The organism is Bacillus sp. F9_6S_D1_P_5, from assembly GCF_054823925.1.
The window spans coordinates 169,565-188,910 of sequence record NZ_JBTREW010000003.1; the positions used below are offsets into that span (position 1 = coordinate 169,565).

The following is a 19,346-nucleotide window of genomic DNA, read 5'->3' on the forward strand; positions in this document are numbered from 1 at the left end:
TAAATCAGACTATACTATAATACCACTTTTAAAATAAAAATTCTACACCTTTTGATATTGTCTAATTTTTTCTATAAGATTTTTCATGTTTTCCCTTGCTATTACTGGGTTTCTAGCATGTGAATACACTAAAAATTTCGGTTGTTTTGTGTCAGAAACGATATAAGACCACTCTTTTTCCGTATATTTGAACTGTACTCCTTCAAATATACCGTCTTCCTTTCTTTCCATATCAGCCAATAATTTCCTCATCACTTTCCCTTTTTCATTCCATGAACATACAACTTCATCACAAAGTAAATAGAGCGGCGGCGATTGCTCTACTATGCTGAGAAACGTTTTTCCCTGCAATGCTATCAGCTCAAATAATTTTCCTATTCGATATAAAATATCTCGCTTCCATCTCGCTTGAAACGACTTTTTTTCATCCTGCGTATAAAATAGAAGGTAACACTCTCCTAATTTCAAAGACATTGGGTAAATATTTCCTGTCGATTCAAGTAATAAATCTGGAATATCTACCTCTTCAAAATCTGTTCCTTGGTAAATATTACTATGATTATCATATAACTCGAAATAATTTCCTTGCTCTGAAAACATAAGAGCCATATTTGCTTTACTTGATTTCATCAAAGCTTTCACATGATCCTTTTGTTCGCCCGCATAAATCCACGTAACTGTACATCCGAGCCTTTGCAAAAAGAGCATAAGTAAATGTTGTAACATATCATTTCTCTTATTAATAAGAAGATGAAACTTCTGTTTTTGTATTTTCTCAATATCAATGCGTTCTAATACAGCCTCTATATAATCATGTAAAGAAACGTGGACTAGCTTATTCCGCCCCATTTCCTTCTCACATACGTAATAAAACGACTCAGACATATATACTTGTTCTATCGCTTTTTGCTGCTTATACGTTAATTGTACCCCATCCTTGCCATACAACTTTATAACTACCTCTTTTTCATTTTCTACTTGAATGAAAACCCCGCCTGCACATTGTAAATCCTGAATGCTATACTGAAAAAGCGACTCGTTCATTTCTTTGCATTCCATCGTATGAACTCCGATACCATGAATCGCATGAAGAAAGAGATTTTTATAAGAGGTCGTTTCTATATGTTCTTGACTCCCGATTAATATACTTTCTCCTTTGGCAAAAAGAGATCCATACGCCATCGCAACCTTTACAATAAATTGAGGAGTGATTTCAACATTACCTCTTCCTACAATGCGGCTTTTTTGCAACCATCCTGCACTCTTTTCACTTTCTTGAACACCAGCCGATCCTACTACCGAATAGCTGTCAATCGCCTTATATGGCCATAGTTTTCCCTTTTGCTTAATTACCGTACTCTTCCCTATATGACAATGATCCGCTACAATGCTTTTTTGAAACAATGTAACGTCATCTTCCACCATTGTATGCTCTCCTATTGTCGTTTCTAATAACTCGCAATACTGGCCAATGTGAGCATTTGCAAAAACAATACTTTTTTGAAGATGAGAATAGCTTGAAACAATACTATTTTTCCCGATAATAGAGTACGGTTCAATTATAGCTCCAGCACCAATCTTTGCTCCTTCTCCAATAAAAGAGGGACCGTGAATTTTCGTTCCTTTTCCAATCGTCACCCCTTCCCCCATCCATACCATCGGCAATACTTCCGTGTAAGGAATAGGTACTTGTAATTTTTTCGTTAACAAATCAAATTGTGCTTGTCGATATTGATCAAATGTACCGATATCTAACCAATAGCCTTCTGACAAATATGCAAATAACGCGTTCTTATTTGCCAGTAACGGAAACACATCTTGACTGAAATCAAAAAATTTTCGGGGCGGTATGTAAGAAAAAATTTCTGGCTCCATAATATATATACCTGTATTCACAATATTAGAAACTACCTCATTCCAACTCGGTTTTTCTATATATCGTGTAACCTCTTGTTCTTTGTTCATTACAACTAAACCGAATGAGAGTGGATTTTCTACTTCCTTTACAAACATAGTTACCATTCTTTTCTTTTGTTCATGAAACGCAATGCCTGCTGATAATTGAAAATCAGTTAACGCATCCCCGCTTATGACAACAAACGTTTCATCCAAAAATTTTTCCGCTTGTTTAATACTTCCTGCAGTACCAAGCGGTGGAGAGTCTTCAAAGTAGTACAAATTGACGCCCCATTTGCTACCGTCACCAAAGTATTGTTTAATAGCCGTACTCATATACTGAACAGTAATGGCAATCTCACGAATACCATGCTGACGTAATAATTCAATATTGTATTCCAAAACTGGCTTCTCTAATAATGGCAACATCGGCTTTGGAGTATTACATGTTAATGGTCTAAGGCGTCGTCCTTTTCCTCCAGCTAAAATAACCCCCTTCATATACTTCAGCCTCCACTTATATAATGTTCAGTAACTTCATATACGATATGTATATTATCTAGCCCGCATTAACTAGCAGTATAAAATGAAACTTTAAATATTAAGGATTTTTTCATCTCCCGTTGATGGCTGACAAGCAGTATAGCTCCCTATATACATTTACCTTTCAAACACAAAAAAGAAAGCGCTTACTATTAACTTAGTAAAATATTACTTACAAAACGAACAACATATATGTCCTATTTTTTCCATTATATTATGATACATCTTATCATCATAAACTAAAGGAAACAACGAGCTTTTTTTGTCATGTTTTGACTAAAAAAAGCAGATGATGTTTCACCTGCTTTTTTTCTTTATTCATTTAATAAGTAATGCTTTCCTTTTACTAAATAAAAAACATTTTCAGCAATATTTGTAATGTGGTCTGCTACACGCTCAATATATCTCGCTACAAATGATAATTGTGTAATTTGCGTAATTGCTTCTGGTTGTTCTGGGACTGAAGATATAAATTCACGAATCGCTTTCCCATATATTTCATCAACTGAATCATCCATTTCGGCAATTTGTTTCGCAAAAGTTAAATTTTCTTGCTCATATGCATCTAATGCTAACTGTAACATATTATTTGCAATTGCAAACATCTCATCAAGATTGTGCAAACTAACAGACGCTTCTTTTTCCCCGAGACGAATCGTTGATTTCGCAATATTAACAGCATGATCTGCGATACGTTCTAAATCTGTCGCTGTTTTAATTGAAATAAAAATCCTTCTTAAATCACTTGCTACAGGTTGCTGCTTCGTAATAAGCATAAGCGCAAGATCATTTATTTCCTCTTCTAAATTATCCATACGATAATCACCATCTATTACCTCTAACGCTTTCTCTACATCCCTTTTATGAAGACCTTCCATAGCAAGCAATAAAGCTTCCCTCGCTAGTTCACCAAGCTCAATCACCTTTTGCTGTAACGCTTTTAAATCACATTGAAATTGTTCTCTTACCATTGTTTCTTCCCCCTCAATATTGTGTGCCATTATATATAAATCTCCTATGTAAGGTAATCACCCTTACATAGGAGAAGTATTCCTTCTCAATAAAACAAGAAATACCCTCTGTTAAGAGGGTATTTGCTCTTAGCCTTGCAACGATATCAACCGAATCGGCCTGTAATATAATCTTCTGTACGCTTATCTGAAGGTGTCGTAAATAATTTATTTGTATCTGTATACTCCACAACTTCTCCACTTAAGAAGAAAGCAGTTTTGTCTGAAATACGTGCTGCCTGTTGCATGTTATGCGTTACGATAACGATGCTAAAGTCTTTCTTTAATTCTTGAATTAATTCTTCTACTTTTAATGTTGAAATTGGATCTAGCGCCGATGTTGGCTCATCCATTAAAATAACGTCTGGTTCAATCGCTAAACAACGTGCGATACATAGACGCTGTTGCTGTCCACCGGATAAACCATATGCATTATCGTGCAAACGATCTTTTAACTCATCCCAAATTGCTGCTCCACGTAAACTTTTTTCAACAATTTCATCCAATGTTTTCTTGTCGCTAATACCATGAATTTTCGGGCCGTATGCTACATTTTCATAAATAGATTTTGGAAATGGATTTGGCTTTTGGAACACCATTCCTACATGTGTTCGCAATTCTTCAACTGGGTATGATTTATCAAATATATTGCGCTCTCTATATTCAATTACGCCTGTAGTTCGCACGATTGGTACTAACTCTACCATACGATTTAATGTTTTTAAGTACGTGGATTTACCACAACCACTTGGTCCGATAATTGCTGTAACTTCATTCTCATGAATGCTTAAATTAATATCTTTTAAAGCATGGTCTTCTCCGTACCATAAATTTAAGTTTTTCGTATCAAATACTACTTTCTTTGGCGCAGTCTCGATTTTCTCCTCGTTTTTCACCTGTACATTTACTACTGTTGCTACCATCTGAATTCCCCTTTCATCCATTTCCAACTTATTTTCGATTTCGTAACCATAGGACAAATATATTGATAAAGAGCAACAAACCTAACAAAACAATCATTCCAGCAGCTGCTACATACTGAAATTCTTCTTGTGGTCTACTCATCCAATTAAAAATTTGAATTGGTAAAACTGTAAATCTATCAAACATACTAAATGGAACGTAATTTGCAAATGCAAGTGCTCCAATAACTAATAAAGGTGCCGCTTCTCCAATCGCTCTTGATATCGCTAACGTACAACCCGTTATAATTCCTGGGAAAGCATATGGCAATACAACTTGATACATCGTTTGCCACTTCGTAGCACCTAATCCATAAGAAGCTTCTAATAATGAACTTGGTACAGATCGTATCGCTTCTTGACTTGCTACTACAACTGTAGGTAAGACGAGTAAACTCATCGTCAGTGCCGCCGCAATAATACTCTCACCTAAATGAAGAGCATATACAAAAATAGTTAAGCCGAGTAATCCAAATACGACGGAAGGTACTCCTGCTAACGTTTGATTATTAATTTCTATTATCTTTTTAAATATAGATTCCTTCGCATATTGCTCTAAATAAAGAGCAGTTCCGACTCCAAATATAAAGGAGACTGGTATAACAATACCCATAAACAATATCGTTCCTGACAATGCTGCAGCAATCCCAGCTTCTTTCGGATTACGCGAAGCAAAGTTTGTAAAGAAATCTAACGAAAGATAACTTATACCTTTTTCGAAAATTTGAAAAAGCAAAATAAGCAGTATTACTATTGAAAATAAAATAGCTATATAAAATAACATTTTGTAAACTCGATCTTTTAAAAAACGTGATGCCATATTTTCTTGTATTTGTTTATGATTCAACATTCGCATTTTATGTCACCCTCCTAAAGCGGCGCATAATAAACTGCGAAATGATGTTCATGATAAAAGTAAACAAGAATAACGTTGCGCCTACAGCGTACATGCTGTAATACGTAATTGTTCCATGCGGAGCATCACCTAGACTCACTTGCACAATATAAGCTGTTAGCGTTTGAATAGAGTGTGTCGGATCGAGCGATACGTTCGGCGTGGATCCCGCTGCAATTACAACGATCATCGTTTCACCAATTGCCCTGGAAGCAGCTAATATAATCGCTGCCATAATCCCTGTAAAAGCCGAAGGAAACACGACTTGTTTTACCATCTCAAACCGAGTTGCTCCAAGTGCTAACGAAGCTTCTTTCGTCCCTTTCGCTACAGCTCTCATTGCATCTTCAGACAGAGATGCAATTGTCGGGATCATCATAAAGCCAATAACAATACCCGGACTAATCGCATTAAAAAACTGTAAATCTGGTATAATCCGTTGTAAAAGCGGTGTGACAACTGTTAATGCAAAGAAACCATATACAATTGTCGGGATACCTGCTAATAGTTCTAACATCGGCTTTAATACTTTCCTTGCACCGTTTGAAGCATATTCGCTTAAAAATACGGCACACGCTAAACCGATAGGAATTGCTACGAACATAGCGATTGCTGTTACAAGTACCGTTCCACATATAAGTGGTAATATACCGAATTTAGGATCTTCAAAAAAAGGTAACCATTCTTTCTCTGTCAAAAAGGAGAGCAATGGTATTTTTTGAAAAAACATCATTGTTTCATTTGCCAGCGTAAAAATAATTCCAAGTGTCGTCACAATAGACACGCTAGCAATTATTTTTAGTAATAATGGAACGATTCGATTGATTCGCTGCGTTTTTTTTCTTTGTTTTGAATTTCTTTCAATCAAATGTTGTACAGAAAATGTAATTTGACTTTTGTCATTATGAGCCAAAGATGAAAACCCCTTTCCACCCTGACATTACCTTTTTATTTCTGTTAACATCCGCAGCTGCTCATTGTATTTTTCTTTTGGTAATTTTACATATCCTACCTCTTCAGCAAGATTACCAACATGCTGAATCATAAACTCAACATAATTTGCTACATTCATTTTATTTCGGATAGATGCATCATTTACATAAGCAAATAGCGACCTAGATAATGGCTTATATTTACCTGATTGAATCGTATCTTTCGTCGGAAGTACACCATCCACTTTTATTGCTCTCACCTTATCTCGATTGGCCATATAATAAGCATATCCTACAAAAGCAATGGCATTTTTATCATTCATTACCCCTTGCATAATAACTTGATCATCTTCAGACAAAGAGACTTTTTTTACAATGCGATTATTTTGTAAGATGACGTTTTGAAAATAATCATACGTACCAGAGTCTACACCTGGCGCATAAAACTTTACCTGTTCACGTGGCCATGAAGAATGAATTTGTGACCATCGCTTTTCGTTTCCATCTTCACTCCATAATAGACGTAACTCGTCTACTGTTATATTGTCTACCCAAGTATTTTGGCGATTCACAACGATCGTAAGACCATCGTAAGCAACTTCAAATGGTGTAAACTGAATGGAGTTTCTCTTCATTTCATTTTCTTCCACTTGTTTCATTACTCTCGAAGCATTATTTATATCCACTTCTCCTTTACTGAAACGATTAAATCCTCCTCCTGTTCCAGAAACACTGATGGAGATTTTCACGTTTGGATGCACCTTTGTATATTCCTCCGCTACTGCTTCTATAATAGGAAAAACCGTTGAGGATCCATCAACTCTCACTTCTCCCATTTCATTCACAGCAAATGCAGTAGACGTGCCAACAGACAGGAAACATGTCGACAGTATGAAAACTTTAATTGATGCACTTATCCATTTCACGTGTTCTTCCTCCTAGAAGTAACCGGAAATAACAGGATTACAGATATAAGAATACTGCTAAACTATTAATTCGGTTTTAATTGTTTGTAAAAGTTTTGTAAAGTTCCACAAGAATCAACACAAGGTAAAACTTGAATCCGTATCGACCGTTCCTCTTCACAGATAATTGACTCATAAAATCGTTATCCTCCAGAGGCTTGTGTAAGTATCATTTGTGAGATCTCTTATTTTTTTCGATATAATATGCTTGTCCACCTTATTAAAACGTATGCATGAATCATAAAAAAAAGCACACTATCTTTTCAGATAGTGTGCTTTTTTTACAACTTTTTTATTCATCATCTTGCTCTTTCTTTTTCTTATCTATTTCCTCTTGTGTAGCTTCGCCATTTTCTATTTTTTTCAAATCAAAGTACGCGTCCATAATATCACGGCTAATATAACCGTTAATACCTGATTTATCATCTACCCAAGGTACAACAACAGAAAATGCTACTTCAGGGTCTTCAAGTGGCGCATAACCTACTAATGTTAAATTATATGTTTCTTTACGCTCACCGTTTGCCTTTTTACCAATCTCTTTATCTCCGCCATACACAGTTTGAGCTGTACCTGTTTTACCAGCAGCTTTATATGGTGCACCTGTAAAATATTTCGCAGCTGTGCCGCCAGAATCGTTAAATACTTGTCTAAACCCTTCTTGAACACGTTTAATTTGTGATTCAGGCATATCAATACGATTTAGTACTTTCGGCTCCATTGAATGAACAACTTTTCCAACTTCGTCTTGTTTCGCTGACGGTTGACGAATTTCCTTTACAACTTGCGGCTGCATACGATATCCACCATTTGCGATTGTTGAAACATATTGTGCTAATTGAAGTGGTGTATACGTATCATACTGTCCAATTGATAAATCTAATAGGAAACCTGGCTGATTTCCTCTACCTGTTTGGCCCGCAGATTCATTTGGTAAATCAATACCTGTTTTTACGCCAAGTCCAAACTGTCCGAAATAATAACGCATCGTATCAAATGCTTTTTGTGGTATATCTAACGTACCACCTCTTACATATGGAACGCCTGCGATATTCATCGCTGTTTTAAACATATATACGTTAGAAGACATTTTTAATGCTGTTAAATCATTAATATATCCCATCGTCTTCCACGAAGATTTTGGTGGCGTTCCCTTTAATCTGATTGGTTCATCAAGTTGAACTGAACCTGGTTGAATTGCACCTGTTTGATATCCTGTAAGTACTGTCGCACCTTTTACAGTTGATCCCATCGGATAAGAGCTTGTCATCGTTCCTAATGCGAAATCTTGCACTTTCGTTTCGCCATTTTCTTCCACTAACTGTTTCCCTGCCATAGATAAAACTTCACCATTTTTTGGATTCATCATTACAACGAATGCACGATCTAAATAGGGTTGTCCACCTTTATATCTCAATAAATTTTTCGTGATAATTTCTTCTACACGCTTTTGTAATTCCATATCAATTGTTAAATTTAGATTATTACCACTTTGCCCTTTTGATACATTAATCGTTTCTAAAATATTACCGTTTTTATCTGTAACATTTCTCACTTCCGCTTTATTACCGTGCAAACTATCTTCATATTGCTGCTCAAGATAACTTTTCCCTACGCGGTCATTTCGATTATAATCACGAACAAGATAGTAATCTAGTCTTTCTCTAGGTAAACCTTCATCAGACGTTGACACCCCGCCAAGTACACTTCGGAATAAATCATCATAAATATACTTTCGATCCCAATCAACATTCGTATCTACACCCGGTAATGTTGCTAGATTTTCACTAATAATCGCGTATTCTTGTTCTGTAGCATCCTTTTTAATAACTTGTGGCGTCATCGCATATCCGCCGTCCATTTTGCTTTTAATCGCTAGTACTTCTAAATCTTTTGCGGATAACTGATTCACTTCTTCTTCTGTCACGCGATTTCGTTGACGCTCATCTAATTCTTTATCGTCAATTTTTTTATCTTTAAGCTCTTGACGATCTTTATTCGTAATTTTTTCTTTAGCTTCCTCTTTATGAATAGCAAGCCAATAATCTTTCTTATCGCGATCTGTTAATTTATCTGTCGGTACTTCAATCAAATCTGCTAGCTTTTTCGCTGTTTCTAAGCGAGCCTCTGCAGTTGATCCTTTCATTTTTGTAAATGTAATCGTACGTACAGCTGCATTATCTACTACAGCTCGCCCATAACGGTCAAATATTTTCCCACGTGGTACAGGATTACTAATCGTCGAGTTCTCTTTCCTCTCCACTTCATTTTTATATTCCTCACCGCGAACAATTTGTACATATCCAAGCCTTACAATAACCGCGGAGAACATTAAAAACACGCAGAAAAACAGCACGTTTAACCGAAAAGGAACGTGAGTCTTTTTCTTTTGTTGTTTCTGCTTCTTGCTCATACAAACCCCCTCTACCAACAGCTATGTAATGTGAAAGGGACACCTTCATACAGGTGTCCTCACTGCTGTCTTACATCTTTTTCTATTCTAGCATAAAACAAAAGAGAAGTTAACCTTCTGGTTCAGTTTGATTCTGCGTGGTCCCTTGCGCTACAACACTTGTTTTCCCCGCATTTCCCCCATCATATTTGACATTTTTAACTGCAAAATAAATAAGAAAATGTCCAGCACCTAAAATACATAGTAAGAAAGGTAAGCTCTTTTCAGGCGGAAAGAATAATACAGCACATAAAAAACTTAAAACTGAACAAATTCTCCCAGCATTTAACCATAATTCTCGGACAACTACATACTCTACACGCCACTCTCTCGCATTTTTCGCTCTACCAATTACATCATATGTCATCGATCCATACGGAACGAGTAAAATAGGGTATGCAATGGCAATGCATGCTGCATAAATAAGTAATTTTGTGTATGTAACATTGAATATAACTAAAAATACGACCGCATATAAAATAATGCCTCCAAGTAAAATTGCTTTTTTTCGCCACTCTTTCTTTAACATACGGGCGACTAAGTAGTAACATACAAATGATACAGCAGAATTTACTAAGCTATATTTCCCTAATGCGAGCTCACTATCGGTTGCTAAGTACACGTATACCGAAATAACAAAAATAAATGTTCCCTCTCTCAATCCTTGGAAAAAATGAGCACGTGTAATTCTTCCCCAATTTTTATCAATCCGTCGCTCTTTCAAAACTTGCGTAATCTCATAACGCCCTTCACATTCTCTCTTGGATAAAAAAAAGCTTAACACGACAGCAATTGCAAATAGCACTAATGAAAGAAAGAATATGACCGTATAGCCACTCCATTTTTCCATACGCGAAATTGTGTATCCAGCTGCTATCGGTCCAATCATGCCAGAGAAGGATGTAAGAAGCCCAAGAAATCCGTTAAAGAAATCTCTTGTTTCTGGTTCTGTAATCTCAAATGTTAATAAGTTAAACGCGAGCCAGTAAAAACCATATCCGACTCCTAAAAGAGCCCCCATCAATAAAATATAGTGAGAAGCGCTTTTCCCCGCTACTAAAACAACGATAAAAAAAATAGCTAACGTGCCTACGCCTATTCGCAACAAGATTGAGCGATCAATACGCTTCGCTAATTTCCCACCTATAAGAAATGTGAGAGGCTGTAATACAACGCTGGCCAAATTATACAAGCCAAGATTCACATAATTTTGTGTTTGTTTCCATAAATAAATGTTCACAAACGTATTCGATAAAGAAATTGCGAGCGTGTATAAACCTCCAATAAGGAGCAATAACACTAAATCCCGATTCACTTCAACGTCACCAATTATATGTTTCCACTTCATACACAACTCTCCTTTACTTCATGTTCTAGTCTTCCAAAGACAAGCCCAATTATGTAAAAGGAAAGCATAGAAAAAAGCTAGGAGCATTCTCCTAGCTTTTTTATCGTTATTACAATTATTTTGCTTCTTGGTAACGTTTTTCAGCAGCGTTCCAATCTACAACGTTCCAGAATGCACCGATGTAATCTGGACGACGGTTTTGGTAATTTAAGTAGTAAGCATGTTCCCAAACATCTAAACCGATAACTGGAGTTTTACCTTCAGTTAGAGGAGAATCTTGGTTTGGCGTGCTTGTTACTTCTAACTCACCATTATTTACTACTAACCAAGCCCAACCAGAACCGAAGCGAGTTGCGCCAGCTTTTGCGAATTCTTCTTTGAACGCATCGAAGCTACCGAATTTCGCTTCAATTGCAGTTGCAAGTTCACCTACTGGTTGTCCGCCGCCGTTTGGAGATAAGATTGTCCAGAAGAATGTGTGGTTAGCATGTCCGCCACCATTGTTACGCACTGCTGTACGGATTGCTTCTGGTACTTCTTTTAAGTTTGCAACTAATTCTTCTACGCTTTTGTCAGCTAATTCTGCATGACCTTCTAAAGCAGCGTTTAAGTTTGTGATGTACGTGTTATGGTGTTTTGTATGATGGATGTTCATTGTTTCTTTGTCAAAGTGAGGCTCTAAAGCATCATACGCATAAGGTAAATTTGGTAATTCGTGTTTTGCCATTGTTATATTCCTCCCAGTTTATGTATTGCCACTTAAGTGACATACAACTTCATTCTACCCTAATTGCCATAGGGTGCAAACAAATAAATCACATTGTCTTGCTATCATTAAAGTAGCAAAATTCCAACTTCATTTCAATTAAAATGCTCATATATTTCATAAAAAAAGCTCCCTTCTACAAGGAAGCTTCCTGCCGACATAATAAACATGTGAAATGGATATGGACCCTGTAGGACTCGAACCTACGACCGGACGGTTATGAGCCGTCTGCTCTAACCAGCTGAGCTAAGGGTCCACAATTATGTATGTAACAATACATCAAATAAAGGAATTCCTATCGGATATATTCTTTAAGAAATGTAAGATAAATTTACCATATAGAAAAGAAAAGTGTCAATTGTATTTTTCTCATTTAAAAGAAGAAAATTAATAAAAAGAAATTTAGTTATCTCTACTATATGTAAATATAATATATCTTGAGATTCCCTAGATTCCTACGTTACAATGATTTTATACATACATAAAGGAAGTGAATCTATGTCCATATTTACCCAATTAGTCAAAAGCGTATATTCGCCTAAAGATATGGCGCTATTCCGTTTTCAAAAAATCGGAAAAACCATTTTGTATATTATGCTACTTTGTCTAATCACTACTATTCCAAGAACATTCTTTTACGGTAGCTTTATTCAAGATAGTGTTACTATGGTAAATCAAGCAATTGAAAAAGATTTACCTGATTTTAAAATCGAAAACGGTGAACTAAAAGCTGATATTGAAGAACCTATTCAAAAAGAAGAGGGAGATGCTCTTTTCGTATTTGACCCAAATACAACAGATATTGAAAAATACCAAAATAAAACGGGTTTATTTATTTTAAAAGATAAAGTAGTTTCTATAGGAAATGGCCAAACGCAAACATACTCCTACAATGATTTACTAGGGACATCTCTTGAGAAGAAAGATTTACAAGATTTCATTTCTGTATTCGATAGTATCTATCCAATTTTATTAGCTGTTATCGGCGTATTAGTATATCTATTCCAATTGTTCATTACTTTCTTAGGAATTACTTTACTTGCGTTTATAGGTTCTGCTATGAGTGGTCAACGTAAATTATCTTATAAGCAAGTATGGACGTTAACTGCTTACAGCTACACAATTCCAACCATCTTCTTTATGATTATGGATTCATTCAAAATTGTTGTACCTGGTTCAACATTCATTTATATCGCAGTTGTTTTAATTGTTCTATACTTAACGATTAAAGAAGTTCCAAAACCGAAAGAAAAATAATAACGAAAAAAATGCCTAAATAGGCATTTTTTTTTTGGACAAGCATATATTCCTAGCAAAGGAGTGAAGAATATGAAAAGATTAGGTGTATTCTTATTCGTGCTTGTTCTTGGTTATATATTTTATTACGATATAAAAATCGGCACTTTACCGATGTTAAGTTCATATAAAAAAACAACTGCAGCCCAAACGATAAAACAAGAAAGTACAGATAGAAAACAAAAGAAAGAGAACAAAGCAGAAAAAGAAACAGATGTCTCTTATAAAACAATTGAAGTCAAAACAGGTGAGACAGTTCTTTCTATTACTGAACAAATTAACAAGAAAAAAATCCCTTCTATTGAAAAGGTAATTGATGACTTTAAAAAGCTGAACAAAAGTACATCTGCTACAAAAATACAAATTGGAAAGTCTTATAAATTCCCGTTATATCAATAAGCAATCACTTAATCCTTGTCAATTACATAAAGGCGCTGATACAATAGTAAAAGTGAAACCGAGCACTTCGGTTTCTATAGCCCTATGTCACGTATACTATCATTGATATAAGGGACTAAATAAGAAACTTCTTTTATAAGGAGAGCGATCTATTCGTGAATGAAATGACTCATCGTACAAAAACACGTCCAGTTAAAGTCGGTAATTTAACAATTGGCGGTAATAATGAATTAATTATACAAAGTATGACAACAACAAAAACACATGATGTTGAAGCAACAGTTGCTGAAATTAAACGTTTAGAAGAAGCTGGCTGTCAAGTCGTGCGTGTTGCTGTTCCAGACGAACGCGCAGCAAATGCTATTGCTGATATTAAAAAACAAATCAACATTCCACTTGTTGCTGATATTCATTTTGATTATCGCCTTGCTTTAAAAGCAATTGAAGGTGGCATTGATAAAGTACGTATCAATCCAGGTAACATTGGTCGTCGCCATAAAGTAGAAGCTGTTGTAAATGCAGCAAAAGAGCGCGGTATTCCAATCCGTATCGGTGTAAACGCCGGTTCATTAGAACGCCATATTTTAGAGAAGTATGGATATCCAACTGCTGATGGTATGGTTGAGAGCGCACTACACCATATTAAAATTTTAGAGGACTTAGATTTCCATGATATTATCGTATCAATGAAAGCCTCTGATGTTAACTTAGCAATCGAAGCATACGAGAAAGCTGCTCGCGCTTTTGATTATCCATTACATTTAGGTATTACAGAATCCGGAACATTATTTGCTGGAACTGTAAAGAGTGCCGCTGGTCTTGGTGCAATCTTAAGCAAAGGTATCGGAAATACGCTACGTATTTCATTAAGTGCTGATCCAGTTGAAGAGGTAAAGGTTGCGCGTGAATTATTAAAGTCATTCGGTCTTGCATCTAACGCAGCAACACTGATCTCTTGTCCAACTTGCGGTCGTATTGAAATTGATTTAATTAGCATCGCTAATGAAGTAGAAGAATATATTTCTACACTGCAAGTGCCAATTAAAGTTGCAGTACTTGGTTGCGCTGTAAACGGTCCTGGTGAAGCTCGTGAAGCTGATATCGGGATTGCTGGTGCACGTGGAGAAGGATTATTATTCCGTAAAGGGCAAGTCGTTCGTAAAGTACCAGAGGAAACAATGGTAGAAGAACTGAAAAAAGAAATCGATGTAATCGCTGCTGAAATGGCTGCTGAACGAGAAAAAGAAAAAGAAACACAAGAACAATAAAAAGAAGGTTGCCACAATATTTGTGAGCAACCTTCTTTTCTACGTAAAAAAGCTCGTCAGTTACATAACTGACGAGCTTTTACTTTGCACATTTTGGACAACGGCCGTATATTTCAAACTTATGACCAGTTACTTCATAACCCTTAAAATCTTTATTCATAAAATCCATCGGGCAGGAAGTAATCTCTTTCGTCCCTCCGCAATCTAAACAAATAAAATGATGATGATGTTCCATAATAGAACATGTAAAACGAAAATGTTTTTCACCGTTTAATTCTGTTTGTTCTAAAACACCGATTTCAGCAAACACCGTTAAGTTACGATAAATCGTATCAAAGCTAAGACCTGGATAATCATCCTTCATATGCTCTAAAACGTCTTTCGCCGTTAAATAACGATTGTGAGCTGCAAATAACCTGAGCATTTCTTCCCTTTTCCCAGTATGTTTGTATCCTTTATCTTTCATTAGGCGTAAAGCTTCTGTTAGATTCATATCTATCCCTACTTTATGCAGTTTTTTTCTTCTTCCATAAAATCGCACCAATTAAAATAAGAACTGCTATCATAACAATTGTACCACCTGGTGCTAGATTAAGTTGATATGAAGCAAACATTCCACCAATTACTGCAATTTCACCAAATAAAATGGAAAAGAAAATTGTTTGTTTAAATCCATTTGCAATACGAATACTTGCTGCAACTGGTAATGTCATTAATGATGATACGAGAAGAACCCCTACTACACGCATTGATACTGCAATGACAAGAGCAACCAATATAATGAAAATAAAGTGAATCCACTTTGCACTCAAACCAGTTGATACAGCGTATTCCTCATCAAACGATAGTAAAAATAACTCTTTGTATAATAAAGTAATCGTTACAATAACAACAATTGCTACAATGCCAATAATGATTAAATCTGTACTTGTTACAGCACTTACACTCCCAAATAAATAACTAAATAAATCTGTGTTAAATCCATTTGCAAGTGATATAAAAATAACGCCAATCCCCATTCCTGCTGAAAGAATAATCGGAATTGCTAATTCTTGATAATGTTTATATACAGTACGTAATTTTTCAATTAGTAACGCCCCACCAATAGAAAAAACCATTCCCATATATAACGGATTTAAAAATCCCCCTGTGAAAATTGTTTTTTCTAGTAGTAAACTTGCAGCAATACCCGATAATGTCACGTGGCTTAATGCATCTGCAATAAGCGACATACGACGAATGACAACAAATACACCGATAAGCGGCGCAACAAATCCTATTAAAATCCCTGCATATAAAGAGTTACGTAAAAAGTCATATTGTAAAAAATCTTGTATCATTATACCCTCCCGTGATGCTCATGCTCGTGTTCTAAACGATGAACATGATGTCCATATAAGACGGACATTTCCGCATCTTCTAACTCTCGGAACTTCTCTACATTTCCATGGAAATGTAGATGTTGGTTTAAGCATGCAACATGTGTTACTTTCTCAGTAACAGCTCCCATATCATGCGTAACGAGAATTAATGTGATTCCTAACCTTTTGTTTAAATCCTCTAATATCTCATAAAAACTTTCTACATTCTTCACATCGATTCCAACAGTAGGCTCGTCCAAAATAAGTAATTCAGGATCACTAACGAGCGCACGAGCAATAAATACACGCTGTTGTTGTCCACCAGAAAGTTCTCCGATATTACGCCCTTGAAACTCACTCATCCCTACATCAGCAATTGCTTTTTCTACTTTTTCCTTATCGCTTTTCGTGAAAAAGCGAAACAGCCCTTTTTTCGAAACGAGTCCCATTGACACAACTTCAAACACAGTTGCCGGAAAACCAGAATTAAAGCTATTCGCCTTTTGCGACACATAACCAACTTTGTTCCATTCTTTAAACTTCTTACTATCAATACCAAACAAACGAATACTTCCCTGTTTTGGCTTTAAAACACCTAATAAACATTTTAGCAACGTTGATTTCCCAGAACCATTTGGTCCAACTAAACCTAAAAAAGCTCCCTTCGGAACTTGCAAGTTAATATCTTCTAACACATTTCGATCTTCATATCGAAATGACAATCCTTCTATTTCTAATATATTATTCATAGCATCTCACCTATTTTAATTCAGAATGATTCCGATTTATATCTATTTGAATTATAGTATAGCTTATTATAGTTGTAAACCAATCTGCCTAAAATATATCTATTTTTTCAAGAAACCTTATTATTATAACAAAAAGCAGAGAAAAATTCTCTGCTTTCGAAAAATATTCCTATAAAGTGAAACCTTAATGAAATGAGTCCATCCGATTGCCGATTAGCGAAGGCTGTTACTGAATACATTTCTTAGTGAATAGCCGATTTAAACTTACCACCATTTGTCTCTTGTGTACTCATAATTGTAACAAACGCATTCGCATCAATTTCATATACAATTGATTTCAGCTTTGTGACTTCTAGACGCGTTACAACTGCATAAATCACTTCTTTTTCTTTATCCGTGTAACCGCCTTTCGCTACAAGCTTTGTCGTTCCACGACCAAGACGATGCAAAATCGCATTTGATACTTCCTTATATTGATCTGATACAATTAAAACTGCTTTCGTTTCATCTAAACCTTGAATGACTGTATCAATTGTTTTGAATGCGATATAGTACGTCATAACAGAATACATAGCTTGTTCCACACCAAATACAAATGCTGCCCATGCAAAAATAAACAAGTTCACAAACATTACAAATTCGCCAACGGAGAAAGGTAATTTCTTCGTTAATAAAATACCCATAATTTCTGTCCCGTCCATTGATCCACCGTGACGAATAACGAGCCCTACACCAAGACCTAAAATAAGACCACCAAACACTGTCGCTAAAATCGGTTCTGTTGTAAATGGCGGAACAGCATGTAACGTTGATTCAATAAACGCTAAAGCTACAATACCGAATGCCGAAGATAACATGAATGTTTTTCCGATTTGCTTATAACCCGAATACATAAATGGGATATTGAGAATAACGACTAAAGTAGAGAAACTTAACCACCAAATATTAGGAGTAAGATAATCTAATATAAGAGAAATACCAATAATTCCACCATCAATAATTTTATTTGGCATTAAGAATAATTCAATCGCTACCGCTGCGCATGCTGCCCCAAAAATAATCATAACTAAACGATAAATAAGATGGATAACACTTTCTTTTCGATGTTGCTTCTGCTCCATAAGTCCTCCTTATACTCTTTTTCTATAGTTTTGTCCTTATATTATAACATACGCTTCTTTTTCTCATGAAAAAAGAAACTCTATACGAATATGTACAAGCTACGTACTCATATATTTCGATAGAAGAACGAGTGAAGGAGGATAACTCGATGAATCTCATTAAACAACTTGTAAATAAAAAATTAAATCATATTTCTACAAAAGAGTTATTGAAATATAGTAAAGAGTATGAGGTTTCTATTACGACTGCACAAGCTGATCAAATTGTTGGACTTATGAAAGGAAAGAATATTAATATTTACGATAATGACGAACGACTAGAGCTCTTAAAACAAATAGCAAAAGTAACCTCCCCTGCTACTGCCCAACAAGTAAATACTTTATTTCAGCAACTACTAAAATAAGGAGGGGGAAATCCCCTCCTTATTGCTTATTGCGCTTTAATTTTCTCAAGAATTCCTTCATCAAAAGTACCATTTTTCAACATTTCGATTTCTAATTTATATGGCGGCTTCTTATCTTTTTTATCTTCACCTACATATGGCGTTTCAAGAATTTTTGGTACGTGCATTAACTGTGGATGATGTACAATATGATGCAACGCTTTATAACCGATATGACCGAAACCGATATTTTCATGACGGTCCTTTCCTGCGCCGCGTACATTTTTACTATCATTAATATGAAGTACTTGTAAACGATCAATACCAACAATCTTATCAAATTCGTTTAATACACCGTCAAAGTCATTTACGATATCGTATCCTGCATCGTGCGTATGGCACGTATCAAAGCATACGGATAGTTTTTCATTATATTTTACACCGTCAATAATCTTTGCAATTTCTTCAAAGCTACGACCGCATTCTGTCCCTTTACCTGCCATCGTTTCTAACGCGATGTTAACCGTCTGATCTGGCGTTAATACTTCATTCAACCCTTTAATAATTTGTTGAATACCAGCATCCGCTCCTGCCCCAACGTGCGCACCTGGGTGAAGAACGATTTGTTTCGCTACACCTAATCCCGATGTTCTTTCAATTTCCATGCGAAGGAAGTCTACACCTAATTGGAATGTTTCTGGCTTCGTCGTATTCCCGACATTAATAATATATGGTGCATGTACGATAATTTCCTCAATACCGTTTAGCTCCATATGTTTTCTTCCTGCTTCTATATTCAACTCTTCAATTGGTTTTCTTCTTGTATTTTGCGGTGCACCTGTATAAATCATAAACGTTGTTGCACCGTATGAAACAGCCTCTTCACTTGCTGCTAATAACATTTTCTTACCACTCATGGAAACATGAGATCCAATCTTTAACATACAATCACCTCTTCAATATACAATAGATATAATGATAGCATAATTTGTAGAAATAT

At 35.7% G+C, this 19,346-nt stretch carries 18 protein-coding genes and 1 tRNA gene; 4 read left to right on the plus strand and 15 right to left on the minus strand.

Annotated features, from left to right (window positions below; all coding sequences use genetic code 11):
• Positions 1 to 42: 42 nt before the first annotated feature.
• The 10 genes from ACUXEY_RS05650 to ACUXEY_RS05695 form a co-directional block, all read right to left on the minus strand.
• Positions 43 to 2,397: a sugar phosphate nucleotidyltransferase gene (locus ACUXEY_RS05650; RefSeq protein ID WP_166701797.1), complete on the minus strand. Its 2,355-nt coding sequence runs from the start codon at positions 2,395 to 2,397 to the stop codon at positions 43 to 45.
• Positions 2,398 to 2,753: 356 nt separating this feature from the next.
• The gene (phoU, locus tag ACUXEY_RS05655) at positions 2,754 to 3,410 is read right to left on the minus strand and encodes a phosphate signaling complex protein PhoU (protein ID WP_166702108.1); all 657 of its coding nucleotides are present in this window, start codon (positions 3,408 to 3,410) and stop codon (positions 2,754 to 2,756) included.
• A 146-nt stretch (positions 3,411 to 3,556) separates the two neighbouring features.
• On the minus strand, positions 3,557 to 4,372 hold the full coding sequence (gene pstB / locus ACUXEY_RS05660; protein WP_000226683.1) for a phosphate ABC transporter ATP-binding protein: 816 nt from the start codon (positions 4,370 to 4,372) through the stop codon (positions 3,557 to 3,559).
• Positions 4,373 to 4,400: 28 nt separating this feature from the next.
• The gene (gene pstA, locus ACUXEY_RS05665; RefSeq protein WP_429600130.1) at positions 4,401 to 5,267 is read right to left on the minus strand and encodes a phosphate ABC transporter permease PstA; all 867 of its coding nucleotides are present in this window, start codon (positions 5,265 to 5,267) and stop codon (positions 4,401 to 4,403) included.
• A 1-nt stretch (position 5,268) separates the two neighbouring features.
• The gene (gene pstC / locus ACUXEY_RS05670) at positions 5,269 to 6,219 is read right to left on the minus strand and encodes a phosphate ABC transporter permease subunit PstC (RefSeq protein WP_429600133.1); all 951 of its coding nucleotides are present in this window, start codon (positions 6,217 to 6,219) and stop codon (positions 5,269 to 5,271) included.
• Positions 6,220 to 6,246: 27 nt separating this feature from the next.
• Positions 6,247 to 7,164 (minus strand): phosphate ABC transporter substrate-binding protein PhoX, encoded by a 918-nt coding sequence (gene phoX / locus ACUXEY_RS05675; protein WP_461300257.1) that lies wholly within the window; start codon positions 7,162 to 7,164, stop codon positions 6,247 to 6,249.
• Positions 7,165 to 7,495: 331 nt separating this feature from the next.
• The gene (locus ACUXEY_RS05680; RefSeq protein ID WP_461300258.1) at positions 7,496 to 9,616 is read right to left on the minus strand and encodes a peptidoglycan D,D-transpeptidase FtsI family protein; all 2,121 of its coding nucleotides are present in this window, start codon (positions 9,614 to 9,616) and stop codon (positions 7,496 to 7,498) included.
• A 109-nt stretch (positions 9,617 to 9,725) separates the two neighbouring features.
• Positions 9,726 to 11,003, minus strand: a complete 1,278-nt coding sequence (locus ACUXEY_RS05685) for an MFS transporter (protein ID WP_461300259.1) — start codon at positions 11,001 to 11,003, stop codon at positions 9,726 to 9,728.
• Positions 11,004 to 11,118: 115 nt separating this feature from the next.
• The gene (gene sodA / locus ACUXEY_RS05690) at positions 11,119 to 11,730 is read right to left on the minus strand and encodes a superoxide dismutase [Mn] (protein WP_461300260.1); all 612 of its coding nucleotides are present in this window, start codon (positions 11,728 to 11,730) and stop codon (positions 11,119 to 11,121) included.
• 221 nt (positions 11,731 to 11,951) lie between these two features.
• A tRNA-Ile gene (locus tag ACUXEY_RS05695) sits at positions 11,952 to 12,025 on the minus strand.
• Positions 12,026 to 12,267: 242 nt separating this feature from the next.
• Here ACUXEY_RS05695 and ACUXEY_RS05700 point away from each other — a divergent pair.
• The 3 genes from ACUXEY_RS05700 (at position 12,268) to ispG (ending at position 14,732) form a co-directional block, all read left to right on the plus strand.
• Entirely contained in the window at positions 12,268 to 13,026 is a 759-nt protein-coding gene (locus ACUXEY_RS05700; protein WP_461300261.1) for a DUF1189 domain-containing protein, read from the plus strand.
• 72 nt (positions 13,027 to 13,098) lie between these two features.
• Positions 13,099 to 13,464 carry a hypothetical protein gene (locus ACUXEY_RS05705; RefSeq protein ID WP_461300262.1) on the plus strand — a complete coding sequence of 122 codons (366 nt, stop codon included), beginning with the start codon at positions 13,099 to 13,101 and terminating at the stop codon, positions 13,462 to 13,464.
• 164 nt (positions 13,465 to 13,628) lie between these two features.
• A complete protein-coding gene (ispG, locus tag ACUXEY_RS05710; protein ID WP_161114734.1) occupies positions 13,629 to 14,732 on the plus strand; it encodes a flavodoxin-dependent (E)-4-hydroxy-3-methylbut-2-enyl-diphosphate synthase in 1,104 nt (367 codons plus the stop codon).
• A 79-nt stretch (positions 14,733 to 14,811) separates the two neighbouring features.
• Here ispG and ACUXEY_RS05715 read toward each other — a convergent pair whose 3' ends face one another.
• The 4 genes from ACUXEY_RS05715 to ACUXEY_RS05730 all read right to left on the minus strand — a co-directional run bounded on the left by ACUXEY_RS05715 (position 14,812) and on the right by ACUXEY_RS05730 (position 17,963).
• Positions 14,812 to 15,225 carry a Fur family transcriptional regulator gene (locus tag ACUXEY_RS05715; RefSeq protein WP_166701790.1) on the minus strand — a complete coding sequence of 138 codons (414 nt, stop codon included), beginning with the start codon at positions 15,223 to 15,225 and terminating at the stop codon, positions 14,812 to 14,814.
• A 13-nt stretch (positions 15,226 to 15,238) separates the two neighbouring features.
• Positions 15,239 to 16,072, minus strand: a complete 834-nt coding sequence (locus tag ACUXEY_RS05720) for a metal ABC transporter permease (protein ID WP_166701789.1) — start codon at positions 16,070 to 16,072, stop codon at positions 15,239 to 15,241.
• A complete protein-coding gene (locus ACUXEY_RS05725) occupies positions 16,072 to 16,842 on the minus strand; it encodes a metal ABC transporter ATP-binding protein (RefSeq protein ID WP_166701788.1) in 771 nt (256 codons plus the stop codon). The genes ACUXEY_RS05720 and ACUXEY_RS05725 overlap by 1 nt, the downstream gene beginning before the upstream one ends.
• A 242-nt stretch (positions 16,843 to 17,084) precedes the next feature.
• Positions 17,085 to 17,963, minus strand: coding sequence for a YitT family protein (locus ACUXEY_RS05730; protein WP_461300263.1), 879 nt, complete (start codon positions 17,961 to 17,963; stop codon positions 17,085 to 17,087).
• 149 nt (positions 17,964 to 18,112) lie between these two features.
• Here ACUXEY_RS05730 and ACUXEY_RS05735 point away from each other — a divergent pair, with 149 nt between their 5' ends.
• Entirely contained in the window at positions 18,113 to 18,367 is a 255-nt protein-coding gene (locus ACUXEY_RS05735) for a DUF2624 domain-containing protein (RefSeq protein ID WP_048531205.1), read from the plus strand.
• A gap of 26 nt (positions 18,368 to 18,393) precedes the next feature.
• On the opposite strand, the gene ACUXEY_RS05740 is transcribed toward ACUXEY_RS05735, so the two are convergent.
• Entirely contained in the window at positions 18,394 to 19,290 is an 897-nt protein-coding gene (locus ACUXEY_RS05740) for a deoxyribonuclease IV (protein WP_461300264.1), read from the minus strand.
• Positions 19,291 to 19,346 lie beyond the last annotated feature (56 nt).

Bases quoted from the DNA above. Each gene is read 5' to 3' on its own strand.
- ACUXEY_RS05650 (WP_166701797.1), bottom strand. From the start codon at position 2,397: ATGAAGGGGGTTATTTTAGCTGGAGGAAAAGGACGACGCCTTAGACCA.
- phoU (WP_166702108.1), bottom strand. From the start codon at position 3,410: ATGGTAAGAGAACAATTTCAATGTGATTTAAAAGCGTTACAGCAAAAG.
- pstB (WP_000226683.1), bottom strand. From the start codon at position 4,372: ATGGTAGCAACAGTAGTAAATGTACAGGTGAAAAACGAGGAGAAAATC.
- pstA (WP_429600130.1), bottom strand. From the start codon at position 5,267: ATGCGAATGTTGAATCATAAACAAATACAAGAAAATATGGCATCACGT.
- ACUXEY_RS05680 (WP_461300258.1), bottom strand. From the start codon at position 9,616: ATGAGCAAGAAGCAGAAACAACAAAAGAAAAAGACTCACGTTCCTTTT.
- ACUXEY_RS05685 (WP_461300259.1), bottom strand. From the start codon at position 11,003: ATGAAGTGGAAACATATAATTGGTGACGTTGAAGTGAATCGGGATTTA.
- sodA (WP_461300260.1), bottom strand. From the start codon at position 11,730: ATGGCAAAACACGAATTACCAAATTTACCTTATGCGTATGATGCTTTA.
- ACUXEY_RS05700 (WP_461300261.1), top strand. From the start codon at position 12,268: ATGTCCATATTTACCCAATTAGTCAAAAGCGTATATTCGCCTAAAGAT.
- ACUXEY_RS05705 (WP_461300262.1), top strand. From the start codon at position 13,099: ATGAAAAGATTAGGTGTATTCTTATTCGTGCTTGTTCTTGGTTATATA.
- ispG (WP_161114734.1), top strand. From the start codon at position 13,629: ATGACTCATCGTACAAAAACACGTCCAGTTAAAGTCGGTAATTTAACA.
- ACUXEY_RS05715 (WP_166701790.1), bottom strand. From the start codon at position 15,225: ATGAATCTAACAGAAGCTTTACGCCTAATGAAAGATAAAGGATACAAA.
- ACUXEY_RS05720 (WP_166701789.1), bottom strand. From the start codon at position 16,072: ATGATACAAGATTTTTTACAATATGACTTTTTACGTAACTCTTTATAT.
- ACUXEY_RS05725 (WP_166701788.1), bottom strand. From the start codon at position 16,842: ATGAATAATATATTAGAAATAGAAGGATTGTCATTTCGATATGAAGAT.
- ACUXEY_RS05730 (WP_461300263.1), bottom strand. From the start codon at position 17,963: ATGGAGCAGAAGCAACATCGAAAAGAAAGTGTTATCCATCTTATTTAT.
- ACUXEY_RS05735 (WP_048531205.1), top strand. From the start codon at position 18,113: ATGAATCTCATTAAACAACTTGTAAATAAAAAATTAAATCATATTTCT.
- ACUXEY_RS05740 (WP_461300264.1), bottom strand. From the start codon at position 19,290: ATGTTAAAGATTGGATCTCATGTTTCCATGAGTGGTAAGAAAATGTTA.